At 40.1% G+C, this 22,056-nt stretch carries 26 protein-coding genes; 15 read left to right on the forward strand and 11 right to left on the reverse strand.

All coding sequences use genetic code 11. The features are described from left to right. Positions 1-98: 98 nt before the first annotated feature. Positions 99-1,064 (forward strand): acetamidase/formamidase family protein, encoded by a 966-nt coding sequence (locus tag QI031_RS30045; RefSeq protein WP_281483187.1) that lies wholly within the window; start codon positions 99-101, stop codon positions 1,062-1,064. A gap of 24 nt (positions 1,065-1,088) precedes the next feature. After that, a complete protein-coding gene (locus QI031_RS30050) occupies positions 1,089-1,460 on the forward strand; it encodes a TSUP family transporter (RefSeq protein WP_281483188.1) in 372 nt (123 codons plus the stop codon). Positions 1,461-2,003: 543 nt separating this feature from the next. On the opposite strand, the gene QI031_RS30055 is transcribed toward QI031_RS30050, so the two are convergent. Beyond that, positions 2,004-3,878, reverse strand: a complete 1,875-nt coding sequence (locus QI031_RS30055; protein WP_281486163.1) for a DUF1565 domain-containing protein — start codon at positions 3,876-3,878, stop codon at positions 2,004-2,006. 320 nt (positions 3,879-4,198) lie between these two features. Here QI031_RS30055 and QI031_RS30060 point away from each other — a divergent pair, with 320 nt between their 5' ends. The 9 genes from QI031_RS30060 (at position 4,199) to QI031_RS30100 (ending at position 11,127) form a co-directional block, all read left to right on the forward strand. After that, complete coding sequence (locus QI031_RS30060) at positions 4,199-5,302, forward strand: thiamine phosphate synthase (protein ID WP_281483189.1); 1,104 nt, start codon at positions 4,199-4,201, stop codon at positions 5,300-5,302. Between the two features lie 39 nt (positions 5,303-5,341). Continuing rightward, positions 5,342-5,554 carry a sulfur carrier protein ThiS gene (gene thiS / locus QI031_RS30065; protein WP_281483190.1) on the forward strand — a complete coding sequence of 71 codons (213 nt, stop codon included), beginning with the start codon at positions 5,342-5,344 and terminating at the stop codon, positions 5,552-5,554. 343 nt (positions 5,555-5,897) lie between these two features. Then, the gene (locus QI031_RS30070) at positions 5,898-6,059 is read left to right on the forward strand and encodes a hypothetical protein (protein ID WP_281483191.1); all 162 of its coding nucleotides are present in this window, start codon (positions 5,898-5,900) and stop codon (positions 6,057-6,059) included. A gap of 203 nt (positions 6,060-6,262) precedes the next feature. Next, entirely contained in the window at positions 6,263-6,451 is a 189-nt protein-coding gene (locus tag QI031_RS30075) for a CPXCG motif-containing cysteine-rich protein (protein ID WP_281483192.1), read from the forward strand. A gap of 19 nt (positions 6,452-6,470) precedes the next feature. Then, positions 6,471-6,917 carry an SRPBCC family protein gene (locus tag QI031_RS30080; RefSeq protein ID WP_281483193.1) on the forward strand — a complete coding sequence of 149 codons (447 nt, stop codon included), beginning with the start codon at positions 6,471-6,473 and terminating at the stop codon, positions 6,915-6,917. A gap of 36 nt (positions 6,918-6,953) precedes the next feature. Further along, the gene (locus tag QI031_RS30085) at positions 6,954-7,958 is read left to right on the forward strand and encodes a sodium:calcium antiporter (protein ID WP_281483194.1); all 1,005 of its coding nucleotides are present in this window, start codon (positions 6,954-6,956) and stop codon (positions 7,956-7,958) included. A 378-nt stretch (positions 7,959-8,336) separates the two neighbouring features. Beyond that, positions 8,337-8,900: a methylmalonic aciduria and homocystinuria type D protein gene (locus QI031_RS30090; protein ID WP_281483195.1), complete on the forward strand. Its 564-nt coding sequence runs from the start codon at positions 8,337-8,339 to the stop codon at positions 8,898-8,900. 410 nt (positions 8,901-9,310) lie between these two features. Further along, positions 9,311-9,775, forward strand: coding sequence for a GFA family protein (locus QI031_RS30095; protein ID WP_484832218.1), 465 nt, complete (start codon positions 9,311-9,313; stop codon positions 9,773-9,775). Between the two features lie 398 nt (positions 9,776-10,173). Beyond that, a complete protein-coding gene (locus QI031_RS30100; RefSeq protein ID WP_281486165.1) occupies positions 10,174-11,127 on the forward strand; it encodes a heme-dependent oxidative N-demethylase family protein in 954 nt (317 codons plus the stop codon). A gap of 47 nt (positions 11,128-11,174) precedes the next feature. Here the strand turns inward: QI031_RS30100 and tftA are convergent, their stop codons facing one another. The 4 genes from tftA to QI031_RS30120 all read right to left on the reverse strand — a co-directional run bounded on the left by tftA (position 11,175) and on the right by QI031_RS30120 (position 13,438). After that, a complete protein-coding gene (gene tftA, locus QI031_RS30105) occupies positions 11,175-12,527 on the reverse strand; it encodes a hormogonium tapered terminus morphoprotein TftA (RefSeq protein WP_281483196.1) in 1,353 nt (450 codons plus the stop codon). A gap of 147 nt (positions 12,528-12,674) precedes the next feature. Further along, complete coding sequence (locus QI031_RS30110) at positions 12,675-12,890, reverse strand: DUF5615 family PIN-like protein (protein WP_281483197.1); 216 nt, start codon at positions 12,888-12,890, stop codon at positions 12,675-12,677. A gap of 11 nt (positions 12,891-12,901) precedes the next feature. Then, complete coding sequence (locus tag QI031_RS31860) at positions 12,902-13,108, reverse strand: DUF5615 family PIN-like protein (protein WP_425526001.1); 207 nt, start codon at positions 13,106-13,108, stop codon at positions 12,902-12,904. Positions 13,109-13,111: 3 nt separating this feature from the next. Continuing rightward, positions 13,112-13,438 (reverse strand): DUF433 domain-containing protein, encoded by a 327-nt coding sequence (locus QI031_RS30120; protein WP_281483198.1) that lies wholly within the window; start codon positions 13,436-13,438, stop codon positions 13,112-13,114. Positions 13,439-13,578: 140 nt separating this feature from the next. On the opposite strand from QI031_RS30120, the gene QI031_RS30125 reads away from it, so the two are divergent. After that, positions 13,579-13,854: a Precorrin-3B methylase gene (locus QI031_RS30125; RefSeq protein WP_281483199.1), complete on the forward strand. Its 276-nt coding sequence runs from the start codon at positions 13,579-13,581 to the stop codon at positions 13,852-13,854. Position 13,855: 1 nt separating this feature from the next. Here QI031_RS30125 and QI031_RS30130 read toward each other — a convergent pair whose 3' ends face one another. Beyond that, positions 13,856-14,473 (reverse strand): tetratricopeptide repeat protein, encoded by a 618-nt coding sequence (locus QI031_RS30130; RefSeq protein WP_281483200.1) that lies wholly within the window; start codon positions 14,471-14,473, stop codon positions 13,856-13,858. Positions 14,474-14,686: 213 nt separating this feature from the next. On the opposite strand from QI031_RS30130, the gene dnaG reads away from it, so the two are divergent. Further along, the gene (gene dnaG / locus QI031_RS30135) at positions 14,687-16,606 is read left to right on the forward strand and encodes a DNA primase (protein WP_281483201.1); all 1,920 of its coding nucleotides are present in this window, start codon (positions 14,687-14,689) and stop codon (positions 16,604-16,606) included. Between the two features lie 240 nt (positions 16,607-16,846). Here dnaG and QI031_RS30140 read toward each other — a convergent pair whose 3' ends face one another. Further along, on the reverse strand, positions 16,847-17,599 hold the full coding sequence (locus QI031_RS30140; RefSeq protein ID WP_281483202.1) for a hypothetical protein: 753 nt from the start codon (positions 17,597-17,599) through the stop codon (positions 16,847-16,849). A gap of 169 nt (positions 17,600-17,768) precedes the next feature. Continuing rightward, positions 17,769-19,373, reverse strand: a complete 1,605-nt coding sequence (locus QI031_RS30145; RefSeq protein WP_281483203.1) for a tetratricopeptide repeat protein — start codon at positions 19,371-19,373, stop codon at positions 17,769-17,771. Between the two features lie 270 nt (positions 19,374-19,643). Between QI031_RS30145 and QI031_RS30150 the strand changes: the two genes are divergently transcribed. After that, positions 19,644-20,231: a TetR/AcrR family transcriptional regulator gene (locus tag QI031_RS30150; protein ID WP_281483204.1), complete on the forward strand. Its 588-nt coding sequence runs from the start codon at positions 19,644-19,646 to the stop codon at positions 20,229-20,231. Between the two features lie 4 nt (positions 20,232-20,235). Beyond that, entirely contained in the window at positions 20,236-20,625 is a 390-nt protein-coding gene (locus QI031_RS30155) for a tautomerase family protein (RefSeq protein WP_281483205.1), read from the forward strand. Positions 20,626-20,823: 198 nt separating this feature from the next. On the opposite strand, the gene QI031_RS30160 is transcribed toward QI031_RS30155, so the two are convergent. The 3 genes from QI031_RS30160 to QI031_RS30170 form a co-directional block, all read right to left on the reverse strand. Next, positions 20,824-21,228 (reverse strand): hypothetical protein, encoded by a 405-nt coding sequence (locus tag QI031_RS30160; RefSeq protein ID WP_281480803.1) that lies wholly within the window; start codon positions 21,226-21,228, stop codon positions 20,824-20,826. Between the two features lie 204 nt (positions 21,229-21,432). Further along, the gene (locus tag QI031_RS30165) at positions 21,433-21,612 is read right to left on the reverse strand and encodes a hypothetical protein (RefSeq protein WP_281480802.1); all 180 of its coding nucleotides are present in this window, start codon (positions 21,610-21,612) and stop codon (positions 21,433-21,435) included. A 6-nt stretch (positions 21,613-21,618) separates the two neighbouring features. Beyond that, entirely contained in the window at positions 21,619-22,053 is a 435-nt protein-coding gene (locus QI031_RS30170; protein ID WP_281480801.1) for a hypothetical protein, read from the reverse strand. Between the last annotated feature and the right edge of the window lie 3 nt (positions 22,054-22,056).

Below are 22,056 nucleotides of genomic sequence, written 5' to 3' on the forward strand. Positions count from 1 at the left end.
ACAAGACTCAATTCAACAGCCACGAAGTGCAACACAAATTGATTTTCTAAAGTCCTGAGATATCTTAAACAAGAATATTAAGTAATTAAAACCTCGGCATGACTCACCATATTTTAAAAGCTACTAAAGAAAACGTACATCTAGGTGGTTTCTCACATTTGCTAGAACCAGCACTTACTATTGATTCTGGTGACACAATTGACGTAGAAACTTATACTGGCTACTATGTTTACGACAAAGCACCACCAGAGTTTCTCACACCAGAATTTGTTGATATCTGCCAAAATCTGCCACCAGAACGGAAAATTGCAGCAGGGCCTCACTTACTAACAGGGCCAATTTATGTAAAAGATGCAGAACCAGGGGATGTTTTAGAAGTAATATTAGAAGCGATCGCACCTAGTTTACCAGTTGGCTTCAATGCAATTCGTACAGGTTGGGGAGCCTTACCACAGCAATTTCCTCAACCTGCCCTGAGGTTTGTTCGCTTGGATTTAGTCCACAATATCGCTGAATTTCCTCCAGATAGCGGCATTAAAATTCCCCTCAAACCTTTTTTTGGTATTCTTGGTGTCGCGACTCCAGAAACTGCCCGAACTTCCATTCCGCCCGGCTGTTATGGTGGTAATATTGACAACCGTGAACTACAAACAGGCTCTCGCGTCTTTTTACCTATTTTTGTGTCTGGTGGATTATTTTCTATTGGTGATGGACATTCAGCACAAGGAGATGGCGAAGTTAATGTGACTGCTATTGAAACTTCCATGAATGGCAGAATAATACTCAAACTTCGCAAGGATTTACAACTGTCAACACCTGTAGCCGAAACATCTACTGATATCATCACAATGGGATTTGCTCAAACTTTAGATGCAGCTTTAGAAATGGCTGTGAAAAATATGATTGATTTTTTAGAACGTTTTGTAAATTTATCGGCAGAAGATGCTTATGTATTGTGTAGTTTAGCTGTGAATTTTCGCATCACTCAAGTTGTCAATAGCCCCCAAAAAGGTGTTCATGGGATGCTACCCAAATCTATATTCTCACATAAAATCAATTTATAACTAACAACAAACACATAGTTTTGTATGTCTAATTTACTTGTGCAAATGTTACTTATTGGTCTAGTTGCTGGCGTTGCTGGTGGGATGTTTGGCATCGGTGGTGGTGCAATTATGGTTCCAGCAATGGTACTGATAATTGGACTAGATCAAAAATTTGCTACTGGTACTTCTATAGCTGCCCAAATATTACCAATTGGCATTTTAGGAGCAGCAGTTTATTATCGTAGCGGCAATATTAATATTAAATATGCTGTGATGATTGCTATTGGTCTAGTAATTGGTAATTTTTTTGGAGCATTATTTGTTAATCAGCCATTTATTAGTAGTGAAATGATCAAAAAACTTTATGGCATTTTTTTGTTACTTATTGGTCTACGTTATTTAGTAGGACGTTAACAATAATGCCTCAGGTGTAGGTTGGAAAGCCACTCCGTTGGGCGGGTTCCCAAGGCACTCCGCCCTTGCGGTTCCCCGACTTGTAGGAAGTGCCGCCGACTTGTAGCAAGTGGCATTTAAGCACAGCACAATCCAACATCTATAAAAAACTTCATCCCGCAAGGGGATGAAGTTTTCGGGCATAGGGAATGGGGCATGGAAAAGAAGTTACCAGTTATCACTGTTTACTGTCAACTGTTCACTGTTCACTGATTTAACCACTCACGTTAGCGAAGCGGGACGAAGTCCGGGGATGGAGTTTCCCGTCGCTTTTAATAAAAGTGTTGGGTTGACGTAAGGAAAACCAACATACTAGACTGACACAGCTAAAATTTTGCATTAAAACTAACGGATTCCTCCTCCTCAAAAATTTGTTCGAGTTTTTCTCTGTGTTATACCGTCAGATGGACTTTATCTCGGCCACCTCTTCCCACTTTCGAGTCCTCACCTTGGCATATCTATTGCACTATTTGTGCTGTGTGAATCTGCTAGTCTCTTGCTCGTTCAATTCAATGGTTCAACTATGCTTCTTAAACCATTGCTACTAAGTTTTTTTAGCATTTCATCGGCGTTATAGCGGTTACTAAAAACTCCCGCTTGCATCACTTTTCGACCTTGCCAAATTGTGGAAAATGCTTCAGGAGCAAAAAGGCGTACTAAATCTCGTTCTCTGTCAGTTGCTACTTCCACCACTACGCGGTAAAGCATACCTTGCATTTGCTTGGTTTTAGTAGGTGGTAACAAATATCCACCATTGGCAGTTGTGTAAGTTTGAGGTACTTGTACATTGGGAATGGGCAAAATAGTTGAATTACCAAGGGGAGGAGTTTCTGGTACTGGTGATAATTGTCTTTGCTCTGTTTTTGCTGTTGCTACTGGATAGGATGACTGTTGGGGTGCAACAAACTCAATTGTGTTGGTATCAATATGTACATAATTCAACTGTCGCGTATCAGGCTGAAGTGCTGGTAATGGAGTTAATTTTTGCCTAGAAGCAACTTGTGTATTTGCCGATGCTTCTCTAGCTGCCAAGCTACTGGGAATTGGAAAACCGCCTATCTTTGAGGTTAGTGGTTGTTGATTGTATTTAGGCACATTCAATGGTAACTGAGCGGGCTGTAATGGCAGCAATTGACTGTTCAATTGTCTAGAACTACTGCTAGGTGATGTGTCTGTAGGCTTGGTGGCAGTATTTGATACACTTGGAGCAGAGAAATTAATTTCTCGATTCACAGGATTTTGGGAAATTTTACTATTACTTGCGGTGATCGCTGTTTGAGCATTGGTATCTACCTGACCAGCGATCCGGTCACTAGAAAGAGTATTACCAGCAGCAGCAATTACTTGTTTGGCAGCCATAGCATTAATGTCATAACGAGCATTGTTACGAAACTCGTTACCACCTATTTCAGTAACGTTACCCAAATCTGGCATTGCTTGAGCGATCGCTACTAAACCGTCTTCTTTACTACCCTGAATTAAATTATTTCGTAAAACAGGACGGGCATTGCCTTGGACTAAAATTCCAGAACGATTGTCTTGAATTTGATTACCTGCCACCACTGGAGCCGCATTTTGGGTAATATTGATCCCAAAGCCCGTGTTTTCAAAAATGTTTTCCCGCACTTGGGGTTGAGAATTACCACCAATAGTGATTCCATTGGCCCCATTGCGATGAAAGTAGTTTTTGCTGATTGTGGGTGAACCTTTACCAGTTACAGAAATTCCATCCTGAGTACTACCAGTAAATGTATTTTCTGCAATTACTGGATTGCTCGATTCAATCCACAAACCATAACCACGGGGATTTGAGTTTGTAACCGTTACCCCAGTCAATCTTCCTTGGCTGGCTGCGATGATGGTAACATTTTGCCCACCAAAACTACGACTGAGGTATTCACCTCCTCCTTGAATCGTAATCCCACTGCCTTTGTTGGCAGCGTCTCCTTGAAGGGAAACACCCGGTTTTAACATTAAGGGAAATACTTCTCCAGTTTCTACATTATAAGTACCTGGAGAGAGCATAATTACTGTATTAGGTGTAGCTACTCGCAACGCTTGAGTAATGGTTTTTAAAGGGGCATGTTCACTACCATTGCCCCCTGTGTCATCTCCGACACTTGGGTTGACAAATAGCACACTAACCTGAGAAATTATTGTTTCACCTAGGGGCATCTGAGCAACGGCGCTATTAAGGCTGACATCTAGCAATGTCAGGCTTGTTAATCCCACGCTAACTGTGAAACACAACACTGAAAAATGGGAAATTGAAGGTATTGCTAATTCCAGTCTAGGATTTGATTTTTGAAGCTGGACAATTAGCTTTACTGGCAGAATATCTGCTCTACGATATTTAGTAAACACAACAGGGGGAATCAACTTCACACCACTCCTTAGAAATTAACAATAAATTCTTATACTTTCGGAAATAATAGATATGTCGATAATGTAATCTACATATTGACCTGTTGACTATCTTGAATACAAAGTAATTAATAAAGGGACTAGGAATTAGGGACTAGGGACTAAAGAAAGCAAGAAAGCAGAGGAGCAGGAGAAAATAACAAATAATTAATCCACTATGCCCTATGCCCTATGCCCTATGACGGCAGTTGCTCCACTTGGGAAGACCCCAAGACTGCACTGCCTCCCCTATGCCCCGTCTTTAGTAAATTAACGATGCGAAGAATATTGCAAATATGAAAGAGGCTGGCTGTTACGATGAAAGCACTAATGGGGTTGTTGTAATGGTCGAGCCATACAGCCAAAAAGAGCAAATACAGCAAGTTGTTTACCGCATACTAGATGCCAATTTAGATCGTGCTCGTGAAGGCTTGCGAATTATTGAAGAATGGTGTCGCTTTGGATTAAATAATGGGCGATTTACTGGAGAGTGTAAAAGTTTGCGCCAAGAAGTAGCTATTTGGCATACTTCTGAACTTAGGGCAGCTAGAGACACTCCAGGTGATGCTGGTACTGAATTAACCCATCCTCAAGAAGAATATCGCTCAAGCGTTAAATCTTTATTGCAGGCCAATTTTTGCCGTGTCCAAGAAGCCTTACGAGTATTGGAAGAATACGGCAAGCTTTACAACCCAAATATGGGGTCAGCATTTAAGCAGATGCGCTATCGGGTTTATACCCTAGAAAGTGATTTGATGGGTTATCAACGCCATCAACTCTTGTGGCGATCGCATTTATATCTTGTTACTTCTCCCTCAGAAACTTTGGTAGCTACTGTAGAATCTGCTCTCAAAGGTGGATTAACCCTTGTACAGTATCGCGATAAAACTGCTGATGACACTTTGCGTCTGGAACAAGCTACAAAACTACGACAATTATGCCATTCTTACGGCGCTCTATTCATCATTAATGATCGGGTGGATTTAGCTTTAGCAGTGGATGCAGATGGTGTCCATCTAGGACAGCAAGATCTGCCTATTACTAGTGCGCGTCAATTACTTGGCCCTCAGCGTATTATAGGTCGCTCTACCACAAATTCACAAGAAATGCAAGCAGCGATCGCCCAAGGCGCAGATTACATTGGTGTAGGCCCAGTTTATGAAACTCCTACTAAAATAGGTAAACCTGCTGCTGGTCTAGAATATGTCAGTTATGCATCCCAAAATAGTTCAATTCCCTGGTTTGCGATTGGAGGCATAGATGCAAATAATATTAATGATGTGATTGATGCAGGAGCAAAACGTGTGGCGGTAGTGCGATCGCTAATGCAAGCTGAACAACCTACTTTAGTGACACAATATTTGCTGTCCCAACTCAATCGTGTGCAACCAGAATCTTAGTAAATTCAAAATTTCCATCGACATATCTTGTGATGACTTATGTCTAATCAAATTACCCTTGAGGTAAATGGAGAAACTCGTACCTGCTCATCCCAAACTTATTTACCAGAATTGCTCCAGCAGTTGGGTTTTAATCCTCGTTTAGTGGCGGTGGAATATAACGGCGAAATTTTACATCGCCAGTTTTGGTCGCAAACAACAGTACAGACAGGCGATCGCTTAGAAATAGTCACAATTGTCGGTGGTGGTTAAGGAACTTCCAACTAAAAAAATATCCCATCGCTGTGTAGACAAGGGGGCAGGGGAAAAAAATAAGCGCAGAAATTCCAAACTAACTGTCACCCAAACGGCTAGGCAGTTTCATTAACGTGCGCCTCCGTTAGAGACTCACGTTTAGTTAAGAATTATTGAGATAGATAATAATTTTTGCGATTGTTAAGAAATTTATTGTATACCGACATCGTAATCATGTTTGTTTAAAGACTGTTTACTTAAAACGGCAGGAAACGGGATAAAGGATTTTCGGCGTTTTCAAATGTAGGAATAGTAACTAATTCAATGTATATGTCCATAAGACAAGATTGCAAGACAACTGATGAAACTAGAACAAACTAAAACTAGACGAAAACGGGGAGTTATATTAACTCCTACAGGGCTAAAGCGTTTACAAACAGCGATTCAGACTGTGGAAGTAGTAGAAAAACAAGGCGAACTTTACCGTGCTTACTTTGAAAAACAATTAACTACAATCACATAAAGATCAAGGCTAGTGGTCTGTCGCAAAAGTTTTGATAGGTTAATCAACTTTTCAATTTCTCTTGTTTCTCTCTTCCTTTGTGTACTTTGCGTTTTTGGCAGTTCGTTATTTTACCCCGCAAAATTAATGGGACAGACCACTACTAGCTATTTCAGTTCATCCCCAAAAGAGCTACAGCCATTAAATTTGTAGTTGAAAACTTGATGCAAACAACCACTGAGTATTACTGCGCCTATTGTGGCGAACCTAACTTAACCTTTGTTGATTTGAGTGCTGGTTCACAACAATCTTATGTAGAAGATTGTCAAGTTTGCTGTAACCCTAATATTTTGTATGTGCGGGTTGATGAAGACACCCTAGATATCGAAATAGATACCGAATACGAAGAGTAAATTTTAGGTTTTTCTTCCCATGCTGCACTTTACCCATTCCTCAGTGATTAATGCGCCACCAGAAGTAGTTTGGAATTTTCACGAAAGACCAGATATCTTGCAACTTTTAACTCCACCTTGGCAACCAACGCAAGTAGTTCGTCGTGAAGGAGGACTTGATGTCGGCGCTATCACAGAATTTCGCCTATTTGTAGGGCCACTACCTTTAACTTGGTTAGCACGTCATACTGAATGTGAAAAATATCGCTTATTTACCGACGAACAGATATCTGGCCCTTTTGAATCTTGGGTACATCGCCATCAATTTGCACTAGAAGCTGGTAAAACTAGGCTGACTGATGCTATCACTTACTCTATGCCAGGGGGAGGAACAATTGAATTTATCAGTGGTTGGCTAGTACAAACACAATTAGAAGCGATGTTTCGTTACCGCCATTACGTAACTAAACGCGAGTGCGAATCTTAATAGTAATACTCAATCTCTAATCTTTTGAAATTAATCATGCTACTTTTTGTTCAGGTTATTGTCTGTTTCATCTTGGTAATTGTTGTAGGAACATGGCTGTCAAAGAGTGCTGATATTTTGGCAGAGAAAACAAGATTGGGGCGTACCTGGATTGGTACATTGCTACTTGCAGGTGTCACATCTTTACCAGAGTTGGCCACAGGGATAAGTGCAATTGTTGTATTCAACGCCCCAGATTTAGCAGTGGGTGGCATTTTGGGCAGCTGTCTTTTCAATCTACTCATTCTGGCGTTGCTGGATATTCTTAGTGGTCCAGAACCATTACTCAAACGAGCGCAGATTAGTCATGGATTAGCCGCTAGCCTAGGCTGTGCAATGTTGGGCGTGACTGCTGCTGCAATCATCTTAGCTCGTACAAATATTTCTTTGACTGTGGGATGGTTTGGTTTGCCGAGTTTGGTACTACTTTTGTTTTACATGGCCAGCGCCCGGACAATTGCCCAGTTTGAAACTAGACGACGTGCTGAAGTTTTAGAAGAAGAAGCTGAGATTTTTCAATACCAACATGTCAAACGTCAGCAAGCTTATCTGATATTTGTCTTACTTTCAGTAGCAACTGTAGTTTTAGGTGTGTGGCTGGCTTCTCTAGGCGAACAAGTGGCAACGGCGACTGGATTGGGACAGAGTTTTGTCGGCGCACTTTTACTAGCTGCGGCTACCTCACTACCAGAAGTTGTAGTGTCTCTAGCAGCTATCAGATTGAATGCTGTAGATATGGCAGTTTCTAACATTTTTGGCTCAAATCTCTATAATCTGGCAATTCTGGGGATATATGATTTGGTGTATTTTCAAGATAATCTTTGGTTACATGTCAACCAAGTACACATTTTTACTGCTGTTATAGCAATGATTATGACTTCAATAGCGATCGCTGGACTCATCTATCATGCTGTCAGTCGTTCAAGGATGTACATCACTTGGGATGGACTCACTTTGATTATCCTGTATTTCGGCGGTATGTATATGATTTACTACACTTAAATTTCAGGTAATGCTATAAGCTGTTCCACATTTAACTTACATATTTTTGATTTTGGGGAAAAACCCATTAATCCTTCTCGCCTGCCCCCTACACCCTGCTTTCCTGCTTGCCTCAATGTGCAAAAAGTTTAACAGCTTACCGTTGGTATTTGGGATAGCATCTGCTATTAGATTCATCTCATCAATGCCATTTTTGTAAAAAATTCAATTGAGATTAACGCAGGTTAATAAGCGATAAAAGTCTGATTAAAGTTTCTCAACTTACGAAAACAGCTGTAAATAAGTCTTATCTATGATAAAAAATTAATGATGTTTATGAAGTGTTAAGAGTTATCATCAGTACCAAGGAATAATTTAAAACTTGCAAAAACCGAATTAATGTTAGTGAACTATTCTAAAGTTTACACTTCGGAGCAAGGCTGTCCTATTAATTTGGTTGGCCAAACGGGACAAGCGGTGCAGATTTCTATTCATTCTCCCAGTCAGTATATCTGTGCCAACTGCGAACGGATATTGCCAGATTGGAAACAGAAACCTTTTTTATGGGTTGTGATTGTTTTACAGCAATCACGATGTCAGTTAATTAAAAGTACGACAGAAGTAGAGATAGAAAAAGAAAACCTGCGGGAAAAGTTTATGAGATTTGGCTGCGATTTAGCATTTAGTTTACGCGATCGCGGTTATAAGGCTGATCTCATAGATCCTCGTACTGGCTATCCTTTACTTTCTCATCCTGGGACAATTCCCCACAATGACACAGCAGTTGTCAAAGCTTTGCTCAAATATCCGGTAATTAAAAACAAATGCTGTGTATTAGTTCATCCTACTTGGGGTACAGCAGTTTATCCCAGTATTCTAATATCAGAAGCACCCCCAATGATCATCGAATCAGTGACAAAAGATCTAGCACCCTTGCATGGGTGGAAAGAAGTTAGTAGTTAATTGTTAGTTGTCATTTGTCAGTTGTCAGTTGTTAGCGATGCACTGAGTTTCGACACTTCGACAGGCTACTTCGACTATGGTTCCTGAGCGAAGTCGAAGGACGCTCAGTACAAGTGCGCGGAAATCGAGTTTCGACACTTCGACAAGCTCAGTGCAGCGCGGCAATCGAGTTTCGACTACGCTCAATTGCCGCGAAGTCGAGATTCAACTACCGCTAGCCGAAGTGTAGTGAATAGCAAAAACAACTGACCATTGACTACTGACCACTGACACGAAATCACGCCCCTTCCAGGGGTGGGATGAGCTGAAAGTGAGGCGAAAAGCAAACGGGAAAAATGGTATATTTAAAAACTAAATAAAAATATTATTATTAGTCACCAAAGTATGGAGAACAAAGACGGCATATTATTATGAACGACTGGAATTTGCCCTGGGAAGGTGGATGCCGTTGCGGACAGCTGCGGTTTAAGGTAAGCGCGCCGCCTCTGCTGACGATGGCTTGCCACTGCACTGGTTGCCAGCGAATGACTGCTAGCGCTTTTTCTTTAAGCGTTGCGATTCCAAGCGTTGGGTTTTCAGTAGTGAAAGGTGAACTGGCTATCGGCGGCTTGCACGGCGCGACTCGCCATTACTTCTGCCCGCACTGCATGAGTTGGATGTTTTCTCGACCGGAAGGAATAGACGAGTTTGTTAACCTTCGTCCGACGATGCTGGACGATGCCTCATGGTTCACGCCTTTCATCGAAACTTGGACGAGGGAAAAGCTGCCCTGGGCGATGACCCCTGCGGTTCATAGCTTTGAGACTCTACCCACTTATGAAGATTATGCTCCTCTGACAGAAGAATACGCCAAGCAAGCATCAAAACCTGCATGATAACTGCAACTTGAATAAGAGAAAATCGCGATAGTTAATTTATTTTATAACAGCGTGTTGTCGGCGACAGTCTTCGACCAACGTAGGTTATCGCATCCTTGGTTACCCTAAGATAGTTATCGGTTGTTTGGCTCTCTGGTCTTCATCATCATATATATTGAAAGTGGGTAAAGTATAGTTACAATGAAGACCGATAATAAAATCTATTTTTCTAGGTAACTTATACCATTTCACGAAATATTTGAAACAGATGATTGGTCTTTAATTCTTTCCCCCTGCCCCCTGCTCCCCTGCCTCTTCCTGCTGCCTATTTGTATCAATTTTAAAGTGAAACGGTATTACTTTTGGAAGCTCAGACCATCGAAGCCTTTAATGGTAAAGTTTGTTATTTTCCACTGATGAGTGGACGCTACGAAGTTAAGCCAGGAATGATGCCTTTTGGTTCCTGCTTAAGTAACACTCAGGCTGACCAGCAGGTATTTCAAATTGATGAAAATTTTATACACTATCGCCAGATTAAGCTTTTAGCCCGTGCTGAACGGTTGAGTAAATACTATCAGACTTACAACTATTCTCAGGCTGTAGCTGGAGCGATCGCTTGTTTAATCATCAATCGTCTTACCCAAGAACACCCACAATATTTTGACTGTCAAAAATCCTCTGCTAATACCTGGAGATTTCATAGTTATCTGACTCAAGAAACACTTGATCTAGATGCAAATTGGCAGTTACAACAAGTCAAAACACCAGATAATTTAGCTACTCCAACTTATGCATCTATCTTAGATGCTTTGGCGGCACAGGTACAGGAAGATTTAACTGTGATCTGCCGTTCTCAAAATGCTAGCAACTGGCTGAGTGCGATTCATTTATGCTATCCCAATCACTGGTCAGCCGAAGCAAAAATTGGTCAAGACTTTGCCGCGATACATGCACCTGTTGCAGGTATGGAAAAAATTAATCGCCGGGCAGATGCGATCGTTAATACTATGATTGACAGAGAACCAATGGTGCGCTTTGCTTGGGGTTTAAGCACCGATACCCGTCTCAATCACCATCCAGAACCGCCGCCTGAAATATCAGTTAGTCAATGGCATGGTAGAAGCTTTGATTCACAGTACCCCAGACTTTATCTGCGAATTGAGCGACAGGTCATTTGGGGGCTACCAAAGTATGAAGCAGCACTTTTTACTATTCGTACATATTTTAGAGATTGTAGCGCAATCAAAAAAGACTCAGTGTTACGGTCTAAGTTATATACTGCAATTGAGTCTATGACACCAGAATCTTTAGCTTATAAGGGTTTAGTCGAAAGTAAAGCTAGTATTTTGCAATGGCTAAACTCCGTTTGATCAGCTTTTGAAGCATGAAGTTTTACCCTTTTACGCTATTTTTTTAACTACAGCAATCCTGCTGACTCATACAACCTTTTTTGCATGGCTGTAATCTTCACACCATAGTCCAAATCAGCTGACCAACGTCCTGATAATTGATTAACTGATGGTGCAATCCCACGGGTGACAAAGCGAAACCGTGGATCTACGACTTCGTTCACTAAAGGTTCTAGACTGGCGTAAGCTTTCAAGTGTTGGATATGCGCTCTGACTCCAATTCTGGCACTGGGAAAGGATGCAGCCTCTGCACCACCACCGATCGCACCTAAACCAGCAAAATTATTTTGCTCTGGTCGAATATCACTGCCAAAGCGTAAAAATCCCGTTTCTACACACATTTGGCAAAAAGCAATATCATGATTGACTCCTTCTGCGATCGCTTCTTCTCGGTAAAGTTTGGGAATGTCAGGAAACTTGGCTAAGGCATTATCATTATTATTTCTTAAAAATAGTTGTAACTGTACTTCTGAGGTGATACCGTTTGACATCACCCGATCATATTGACCAGGGCAAACTACTACATTTGAGCGTAAGCTGACGGTACGAGTTGCAGCATCCCAACTGATGGCAATATTAAAGTCCCGCAGTTCAACGGCTTTCACATATACTATCCTGCGGTAAGTAATACGGTTGACATTAGGCGCTTTTGATAGGTCAATTCGCAAGCGATCTATTAAATCAATGGGGATGTAAGCATTCCCATTCACCACTATTCCTTGCTCTGGATAATTTTGCCCATTTATGTTGATGTTAATAGCTGGATAAGTTGCTTCTGGAGGAGTATTAGGAGTGGGGTCAATGACACGACTCCAAGATGCGAGTCCATCAGCAATGCCTAAAGCAAAATCCCGGCGACGAGTTTGCAGCAAAGCCCGATCTTCTGGACTGCTGAGAAATCCCACTTGCATCACCAAAGCCGGCAGGATTGTTTGGCGACAAAAAGCTAAACGACCTAATCCACTATCTGTATCTGGTTTGACTCCTCGATTAGGCAACTGAGGTACACGGCGCAACAACCCCACTAGTAACAATTCAGCATTGCTTTTACGCTCAGTATTGTTAGCAATATAGTAAACGCTAGCTCCCCGCACAGATGGACTGCTAGCCGCATCAGCTTGAATTTCTAAGGCGACATCACCCCGACGACTACGAGAATTAATCCAGGCGATTGTGTCTGCGGCACTGAGGTCATCGGGAACTGCTAAAACTTCAAAACTCCGCGCCCTGAGTTCCGTGACAATAAAATCTCGCAGCAAAATCATTTCTCTAGCTTCAGTTGTACCACCTGCGATCGCACCTGGATCGATTCCTCCTGCCTCTCTACCTCCGTGTGCTGCTGAAATAAAAATACGTCCCATTTATAGTATTTCCTCTGATAAAATTAAGCCTCAGCAATTTTAGACTTGATTGGTGAATCGGCAACAACAATATAATATGCATTAGAAGTACTTAATCATTTGTCCTTTGTTATTTCTCTAACTCCCATCAATCACCAATGCCACTCTTTAAGTAACTGGACGTACTACACGAATTAGTTTTCCTAGCAAAGGTTCTTCTGCTGTTACAGCCTCATCTATCAGGGCTGCAAACTGTTCCCAATTACGATTGTTTGTGCAAACAATAATACCGAAGTGCCTAGAATCACGACGATGTAAACGGATAAAATCATCTCTATTGATAGTTAATATAGAGCGTTCTTGACTTATGGCAAATGCCAGCACTTCGTCATCAACTATACCTTAGACTTCTTGCAAAAGTCCTTATTCTTAGCTTCTTCTTTGCGTCTTTGCGTCTTTGCGTGAGACAAAAAGATATTTATGCAAGAGGTCTCTTTGTATGCATTTCCAGCATCTTGGACTGTCAAAACATCATGCCCCAAAGTACGTAATAATTCCACAGCGGGAAACGGAAACTGCTCGTCTGCGTAAAACCTAGCCATCGATTAGGCTACCTGATTACGTTCAATTGCCGATTCAATTTCATTGGGGTGAGCTTGTGCATATATCCAAGCATTAGCTAAATCTCTAGCTGTGATGGTTGGATAACTCGTCAAAAGGTCAGCATCACTATATCCAAGACGGCGAGCTTCTACAAGTATCCAGACAGGAATACGAGTTTTAGCGATGCAAGCCTCTCCACCGCAGACTCTAGGAGTTTTCTCAATTCCTTGCCAATTGCTACCGAGACTTTGAGCCAGTAACTGTATAGCTTGCAATTTTTCAGCAGGACTGAGGGCAAGAAATTGTTGTTCTAACTCTTTGAGTGTCACGCTTGTAAATTTTTTGATGTTTATAGAATTTTATCAATTGCTGATTTGATTGTAGCTCGACTAGCAAATTTAACGTCCTAGTAATTGTGAGGATGAGCCTGATTCGGTAAGATCGCATGAGAAATTCATCGCATTGAAGTATGGCAAAGCAAGAAGCTCCACTGACTAAAGACGCGCTAATTAAAGAAGTCTGTCGGCGGATTCGGGTAGCCCGCAGCTATTGGGATGCTCACAATAATGCTGCCTGTCGAGGTGAGCGCGATCGCGCCTTAGCACTTTACAATACATTAACTAAAGAACAAAAACAGCAGATTCCCCAAGTGTTGCGAGTGTGGCTACGCTATCGCAGTGAAAAATACTTTGGCGCACATCGAACACCGCCCAAATCGGCACGAAAATCGGCTAAAAAAGATTAACTCAATTAAAGCCTCGTAACTTTTGATGTACAAAAGCTAAATGCCACATATAGTCATTAATCTTTTCACCAACTGCTTGCATGATATGTTGCTTGGCCTTCTCAACTTGATTATCTGCCTCAAAATATAAACCCACATAAAGATGGCTGTAAAATTTCGTGTGTTTATTACCATCTGTGCCAAGCTTGAGGAGATCATCTGGAGAACAGCGGTCTGCATACAAATCATATATCTGCCGCATCACAAATCGGGGATCGTTTTTCACTTCTAGTAAAGACTGACGTGCTTTGGTAACGCCTTGAAGTTGAGCAATACATAGATAACGCCAAACTGTCTCTTCTACATCTTGAAAGTTAACAGTCAAATCTACCTCAAATTGTTTAGCACCTTCTGCAAATTTTGCAGCATAGTAGTAAGATAATCCCCGTTGCCATAAATATGGTGTTAAACGCGGGTCAAGTTTTTCTGCCATGTCAAAATCTGCAATAGATGCATTTATCTCAGCTAGTTTAAAATAAACCATACCCCTCTGCACGAAGATTCTAGGGTCATTGGCATAGCTGGAGATCAAATCGTTATAACGGATAAGTTCTTGTTCTAGACTATTGCTTAAGTTCATTATTTAAGTAGTTTGTAGTGAGGACTTTAGTCCTCTGTGCGAGACGCTATATAAACAAAAAAGGGCTAAAGCCCTGATTACGAAATCAATTACAATAATTTTACATTGCTTAATGTAGCTTAATTTGTTCCTGCCGACTTACTTAGTTATCATCCAAATAGCTTAGTTGCAGATTGCGTCAAAATATAATTAATGACGAATAAATGATTACTTATGCCAACTCCCCGCTTGCATCCAGACACAATTGAGGAAATTAAACAACGAGCTGACATTGTAGATGTTGTCTCAGAACATGTTGTCTTACGCAAGCGCGGTAAAGATTTTGTGGGATTGTGTCCTTTTCACGATGAAAAAAGCCCCAGCTTTACAGTCAGTCAGACAAAGCAAATGTATTATTGCTTCGGCTGTCAAGCTGGAGGAAACGCCATTAAATTTTTGATGGATTTGGAGAAACGCCAGTTTACAGAAGTTGTATTGGATTTAGCACGGCGTTACCAAGTAAACATACAAACCCTAGAACCTGAACAACGGCAACAATTGCAGCGTCAGTTGTCTTTACGCGAACAATTATATGAAGTTCTGGCTTCGACGGCACAATTTTATCAACATGCCCTAAGACAATCTGCACAACTAAAAGCAATTGAATATCTACAATCTAATCGCCAACTGAGAAAAGAAACAATCGAGCAGTTTGGCTTGGGTTATGCACCCGCAGGTTGGGAAACTCTCCATCGCTATTTGGTAGAAGATAAGCACTACCCAGTGCAATTAGTAGAAAAGGCGGGATTAATTAAGCCACGTAAACAAGGAGGTGGCTATTATGATGTATTTCGCGATCGCCTGATCATTCCCATCCGCGATGTGCAAGGGCGGGTAATTGCTTTTGGTGGGAGAACTCTTGGCGATGATCAACCCAAATATCTCAATTCACCAGAAACCGAACTTTTTAGTAAAGGTAAAACTTTATTTGCCCTAGATGAAGCCAAAGCTGGGATTTCTCAACTCGATCAAGCAGTAGTCGTAGAAGGATATTTTGATGCGATCGCTCTTCATGCTGCTGGGATTACTAATGCCGTTGCTTCCCTGGGTACAGCATTAAGTTTAGAACAAGTACGGCTGATATTACGCTACACCGAATCGAAACAATTAGTACTTAACTTTGATGCCGATAAAGCAGGCAATATTGCTGCCGAACGCGCGATCGGCGAAATTGCCGAACTAGCATATAAAGGGGAAGTTCAATTAAAAATTCTCAATATACCTGATGGTAAAGATGCTGATGAATACTTGTATAGTCACACTTCAGAAGACTATAAACAATTGTTGGCAAATGCCCCACTGTGGCTAGATTGGCAGATTCAGCAAATTACTCAAAACCGCGATTTAAGGCAGGCTACTGATTTCCAGCAAGTAACTCAACAAATAGTTAAGTTACTGAAAAATATAGCCAATAGTGATACACGTAACTATTACATTTCTCACTGTGCGGAAATTCTCAGCTTAGGAGATAGCAGACTGATACCTCTAAGAGTTGAAAATTTGCTCACTCAAATTGCTCCTACTAAGGCTATATATTCAAAGCCTGTCTCAGCAAAAAAAGCGTGGGGAGGTGCTGAAAAGCCTTCTCATTCAACACTCACCACAGATTACAGTCTTTTAGAACACGCGGAAGCTTTGTTACTCAGGATTTACTTGCATTGTCTTGAACAGCGTCAAGGGATTATTGACGAATTAGAAGAACAAGATTTGCAATTTAGCCTTTCTCACCATCGATTTTTGTGGCAACAGATTGTAGAAATAAAAGCAGAACAAATAGATTTAATCTCAACTCTGCAAAATAGATACCTACAATTGTCAGAAGACTTGGGAGTAGTGTCACATCTGTTTCATCTCAACGAGAAATGGAAAAAAGAAATAATGCGGACTCCGCAAGTAGTTCAAGCTGCGATCGCTTGCATGAATTTGGTGATGATTGAAAAACGCTATCGTCACTTTTTGGAACTATGGCAGACAACAGATCCAGAAGCTGAACCAGAACGTTATCAATCTTATTATCAAGCCTTCTACGCCGAAAAAATCAAGCTGCAAAAAATAGACAGACAACGGCTATTTTCGATTACAGAATTGCTTTGATCCAATAAAATTTTTTCATTGAAAGCAGCGAGAAACTCCATCCCTTCATACCGTTTTACTTTAAAGTTGATACATTTGGGCAAGCAGAGGAAGCAGGGGAGGCAGGGGGAGTAAGAAAAGTAATTTGTATCAATAATTTCGTGAAATGGTATCACAGGTGGTTAAATCAGTGAATAGTGCTGGTAACTGATAACTTCTTCCCCATGCCCCATGCCCCATGCCCACAAGGGGATAGAGTTTTTAATAACAATTCATTGCTGAAGCTGCACTTACTTTGGTTAAATCGCTAGTGAATGCGCCGATGTATTTGTAAGGTGATGAACCAGAACAAGTCATGGAATTTTTATCAGCGCGGCGGGGAGTCCACCATGAATCTGCCTTCACAGTTAGATTTATACCATTCCATGATAGTCCTGTGACAACTAAAGAGTTAGTTTTGCCATCGCTTGGTTTTCTGGCAGAGAGAAATGTGGCATAGTAAACGCTACCATTGACGGGATTAATCTTGGCGATCACTGCGACTTTAGCGCCGCCGCCACTGCCGTAACTAGATAGCCAACGTCCAGTAGCAAAGCGCCGGAAATCATTACCTGTCTGAGTACCTGTGGAGGTAAAAACTCCATACAATACGCCTTTTCCGTCCCAAAATAATCCGTAGCCTGTGCCATCATCATTCGTCGTTTCGTAATCACTGCGACACCATTTCTTGATTCCATTATCAAAACGAACAATTCGGGGGTCTTTGTTTTTAGATGATACTTGCTGATAACCAATGTAGATAGTTGTTTGTCCATTAATTACCTTGGGGCCATTTTTAGCTTTAATTGTCGCTTCATTATCATTGCAAGTAAATGTCACACTTTTACTCACAGATGAATTAATAACAGTTTGAGCCAAAACAGGAGGAGTTTTTGTGATTGCTAAATCAGTCCCTAATATGACTGCAACAGATAAAAATGTTAAATACTTCTGCAATTGGTGATGATAAATCATGGTATTTGATTGTTAAGTTTAGTGTAAATGTTCACACTAATTTAAATTAAGCTACCAAATTATACACGAGTGAATACACTTGAAAAGTTGATCTACGTTGAAACACTTATTTATAATAGCGATCGCTTGTACCATTTTCTTTTTAATACATTTACTATCAGTACATTATCTAAAAGTTTAAAATATCTAATGACTCTTCTATTTCTAAATCCAAAATTCTAGACCGTGCGTCTTTAAGTGCTTCTATATTGCCTTCTTGACGATAGATGTCTACCGCTTTTTGAAAGTCTTCAATTGCACCCTGATGATCTTTCATTTGATCGTAGATAGTACCACGATTATAATAAGCATCAGCATAATTAGGGTTAATCTTGAGTGTCTGAGTATAATCATCAATTGCTGACGGTAAATTTCCTAATTCATAATTAGCATTACCACGGTTGTAATGAACATCAGCATAGTTAGGGTTAATTTGTATTGCCTGAGTATAATCATCAATGGCTCCTGCATAATCACCTAAATCAAAACGAGCATTACCACGATTTTTATAGGCTTCTGCATTATCCGGGTTACTCTTAATTGCTTGAGTAAACCCTTGCTGGTATCTGAGAAAATAACGAGCAATTCCCTGATTTTTGTGAATGTTGGCATACTGAGGATCAATTTTAATCGCCTGAGTGTAATCTTCAATTGCTCCTTGATTATCTCCTAAAAAAGAACGAGCTTCAGCACGATTTTTGTAAGCGATCGCACCATGAGGATTAATCGCGATCGCCTGAGTGTAATCTTCAATTGCTTCTTGATAATTGCCTAATTGATAACGAGCTAAACCTCGTTTATTATAAGATTTGGCATCTTTCAGATTTAGCTTAATTGCTTGAGAATAATCTGCGATCGCTTTTTCATAATCTCCCAAATTATAGTAAGCTAAACCTCGTTTATAATAAATATCAGTATTATTAAAATTAAATTTTAATACTTGGTTATAATTAGCAATAGCAGCTTTATATTGTCCTTTCTTTAAACATTCGTCACCCAGACTTTGGTAATGGAAATCTTTATTTGTATTAATGTAAAATGTAGATTTATTTAGCTGATTTGTGCTAAGTATAGATAAAGATTGTGGCTGTAAAACATCCTGACAACTTAAAGTTTCTTGCCTAGAAGTTATAGAAGACTGGCACTGTTCCAAATAACACCATAAACCACCCCCATATAAAAGTTGATCTATACCAAATGAGATTCTTCCAGTTTTTAGTTTAATCATCCGTGTAGGTAGAAAACCAGCCAAAAAAAGGTGATATTCAGATTGTGCTTCACTCACTTCTTCTTGAATCAAAATACAAACTATAACGGCATTTTTGGCAACTTCTTCGGAACTAACTGACCACTTAACTTGATCTATACTGCCATGACGTGATTTCACTTCAATGCCTATAAACGGGTCAGCAGTTAAAGTAAAATCTATTTTGCCATCGCCACCAAATCGCTTTTCATAATCTACTTCTGTAATCAACTCGGCTAAACGTTCTTTAACAACTTCTTCACCTAATTTTCCTTTGAGATAGCTGATAAAAACATCACGAACTGGCGAAACACGCTTATACTTTTCAGCCATTAGCCAGCAAAATTGTCGCAACACTTTTAACCTCTCTCCAGAGATTATAGTTAATTCGCTATATTGACCTTCTGTTTCGCAATGAAGCAGACAACCAGTTTTTAACCTTTTAACAAAATCAGACTGTAGCGATCGCAGTAACGTAATCCAATCCATTGATATTTCTGCGAATCTTTTTGATGATGTTATTTTATTAAAATATCCAGTCGCCGTAAAGCTGGCAATTGTTTTAACGTGAGTTCGACGGTGAACGAAAGCCAGAAAGCTTGCGCCTAGAGTCTTTGAAGGAATGGGATGAAACCAATTCGCAATGACGCTTGCAGACTCGCTACCGCTGTGTTAACGCAATTAAATTAAGCTACCGTTATTGACTTTCAAATAAAGTTTGTATTAAAATTAATCAGACCAATCGGTCGGAAAAATATTATGTCTAAAGGCCAAGAGACAAAAACTAAAATTCTTCAACAAGCCGCTGAACTGTTTAACCAACAGGGGTATGCTGGCTCATCTATGTCCGACATTATGCGTGTAACGGGATTGCAAAAAGGAGGAATTTATAATCATTTTCCCAGTAAAGATGAGCTAGCACTACAAGCTTTTGACTTTGCGATCGCTTGTGTCAGCAAGCATTACAGATCTGCCTTACGTAGCAAAAGTAATGCAGTCGAACGTCTACAAGCAATCATTGGGGTTTTTAGTAATTTTGCAGACAATCCACCCATTAAAGGAGGATGTCCATTACTTAATACTGCCGTGGAAAGTGATGATGCTCACCCGGCGCTGCGAGAACGAACCCAACAGGCGATGAACTCTTGGCTAAATTTAATTCGGCGAATTATTGAAACAGGAATTGCAAAGGGTGAAATTCGCCCTGAAGTTAATGCTGAGGAAATCGCAACTATTATCACTGCAACCTTAGAAGGAGCAATTATGATTAGTAAGCTTTATGGAGACTCTGTTCACATGCAAAGGGCAGTTAATCATCTAAATCAGTATATAGAAAATTACCTTTAAATTCATGACACAAATTAAGGTTTACGGTCTAGCAGAAAAACTTAACCCTATTAAAACAAAGCTTGCAAATATCATTCATAGCTCTATTATTGAGGTGTTGCAACTTCCCCCTAAAAAACGATTTCATAGATTCTTCTCCCTGGAAAGAGATGACTTTTACTATCCATCAGATAGGTCAGAAAATTACTTAATCATTGAGATTAGCATGTTTGAGGGGCGTACACTAGAAACCAAAAAGCGCTTAATTTATAGATTAATTCAGAAGATTAATCAAAACTTAAATATCGCTGTTAATGATATTGAAATTACACTTTTTGAAACGCCTCCGGCTAACTGGGGTATTCGGGGTTTAACAGGTGATGAATTAAATCTAAATTACAAGGTAGACGTTTGAAATTAGTCATATTAAATTTATAGTAGGAGATTATCAGCCAGCAACTCAGAACAACTGAATTTCCCAAAGCAAATTTTTTTAGACTTTAACAGACCGTTTGGTCTTTTTGCCAATTTTAGGAGAAATTATTCATGCTGAAGTTTTACTATAATCCGCGCTCACCTATGGCTCGCCGTGTGTGGAGAATCCCCAGTAGACCTAACTGCGATCGCTTTCATACTCCTGTGCAGTTTCGTACTCACGCTGGAATTGTTCTAATTCTTGTACCCGGCGAAATAGCTGATCGCGTTGCGAAGTGCTGACGGTTTCTAGTTCGCTGATTTTAGTGTTGAGATGCTTAATCATCAAAAACAATACGTTTTTATCAAGATTGTCAAGTGTCTCACCGTCTACTAATAGACTGTTTAAAGTTTCACTTGTGGATGTAGTGCATTCTAGGAAATTACCAATAACCTTAAAATCCCAAGTTTCCCCGTTAATATCTTGGGGGTGAATGTAAAAGCTATACTGATTGTTTTGGTCTTTTTGGACTCTAAGTCTAAAATCAATTGCTTTTCCTTCGTGTATCTGAAAGTAATTTTCTAACGTAAACTTACTAATCATGTTCAACCTTGAAAAATTAATTAGAGAATTAGACGAATTTATCAAATACTGGGGAACTTTACCCTCAACGTTTATAGCCTATTACGATGATTTATATGGTTATCCTTGGGGAAGACTTAAACTATTTGGGATGCTGTGTTTAAGCTTTTCTTTTTATTTTGGATTGTTGATCTTGATTCTTGAACTAAAGTAATCTCCGTCCGGTTAGTCAGCCGGCTTGTCACTAGCCGGGCGTTGCACCAGATAGCCCAGAATAGCTGTAGATATTCCTGTGATTATCGTCGCAGTGTTACTGCCAATCATCCCACTACCGCCCAGGACACTAGAGACTCCTGCAACCAAACCTAAAACTGTGCTGAATCGATCTAAAGTTTTTTGATTCACTTGTAATTACTCCTGTTCTGTATTCTCTTCGTATTCCCGAATTTGGAAGTTAGTGTCGCGCTGTAAAAAGCGTTGAATATCGCGGGTGTAGAATAAAACTCGTTTAAACTTGTGGTCAATTTTTTCATTCATTTGACCCAACAGCATTTGAATTACATCTTTTCTGTTGATATACTCTTGAACGTGTAAATCAAATCTTTTGTCTAACTCTCTAATCTTCTCGGCATTGCTAGCATACTCTTTCAAATCTTCTTCAATTTGAATAATTGAAGTTGAAATTCTATTGATACTGCTAACAATTTTGATGCCTAACCCACCTAAAATGGAAAAGCTAACAAGGATTCCTAAAAATATACCAGTAGATTCTAAAGTAATTGTGATTCCTGGGCTGTTACTGTTAGTTGAGTTACTAACAGCTATTACTGATTTTGTAGTAGTCACTTG

The sequence above is a fragment of the Halotia branconii CENA392 genome, assembly GCF_029953635.1.
In the GTDB taxonomy this organism is placed as follows: Bacteria; Cyanobacteriota; Cyanobacteriia; order Cyanobacteriales; family Nostocaceae; genus Halotia; species Halotia branconii.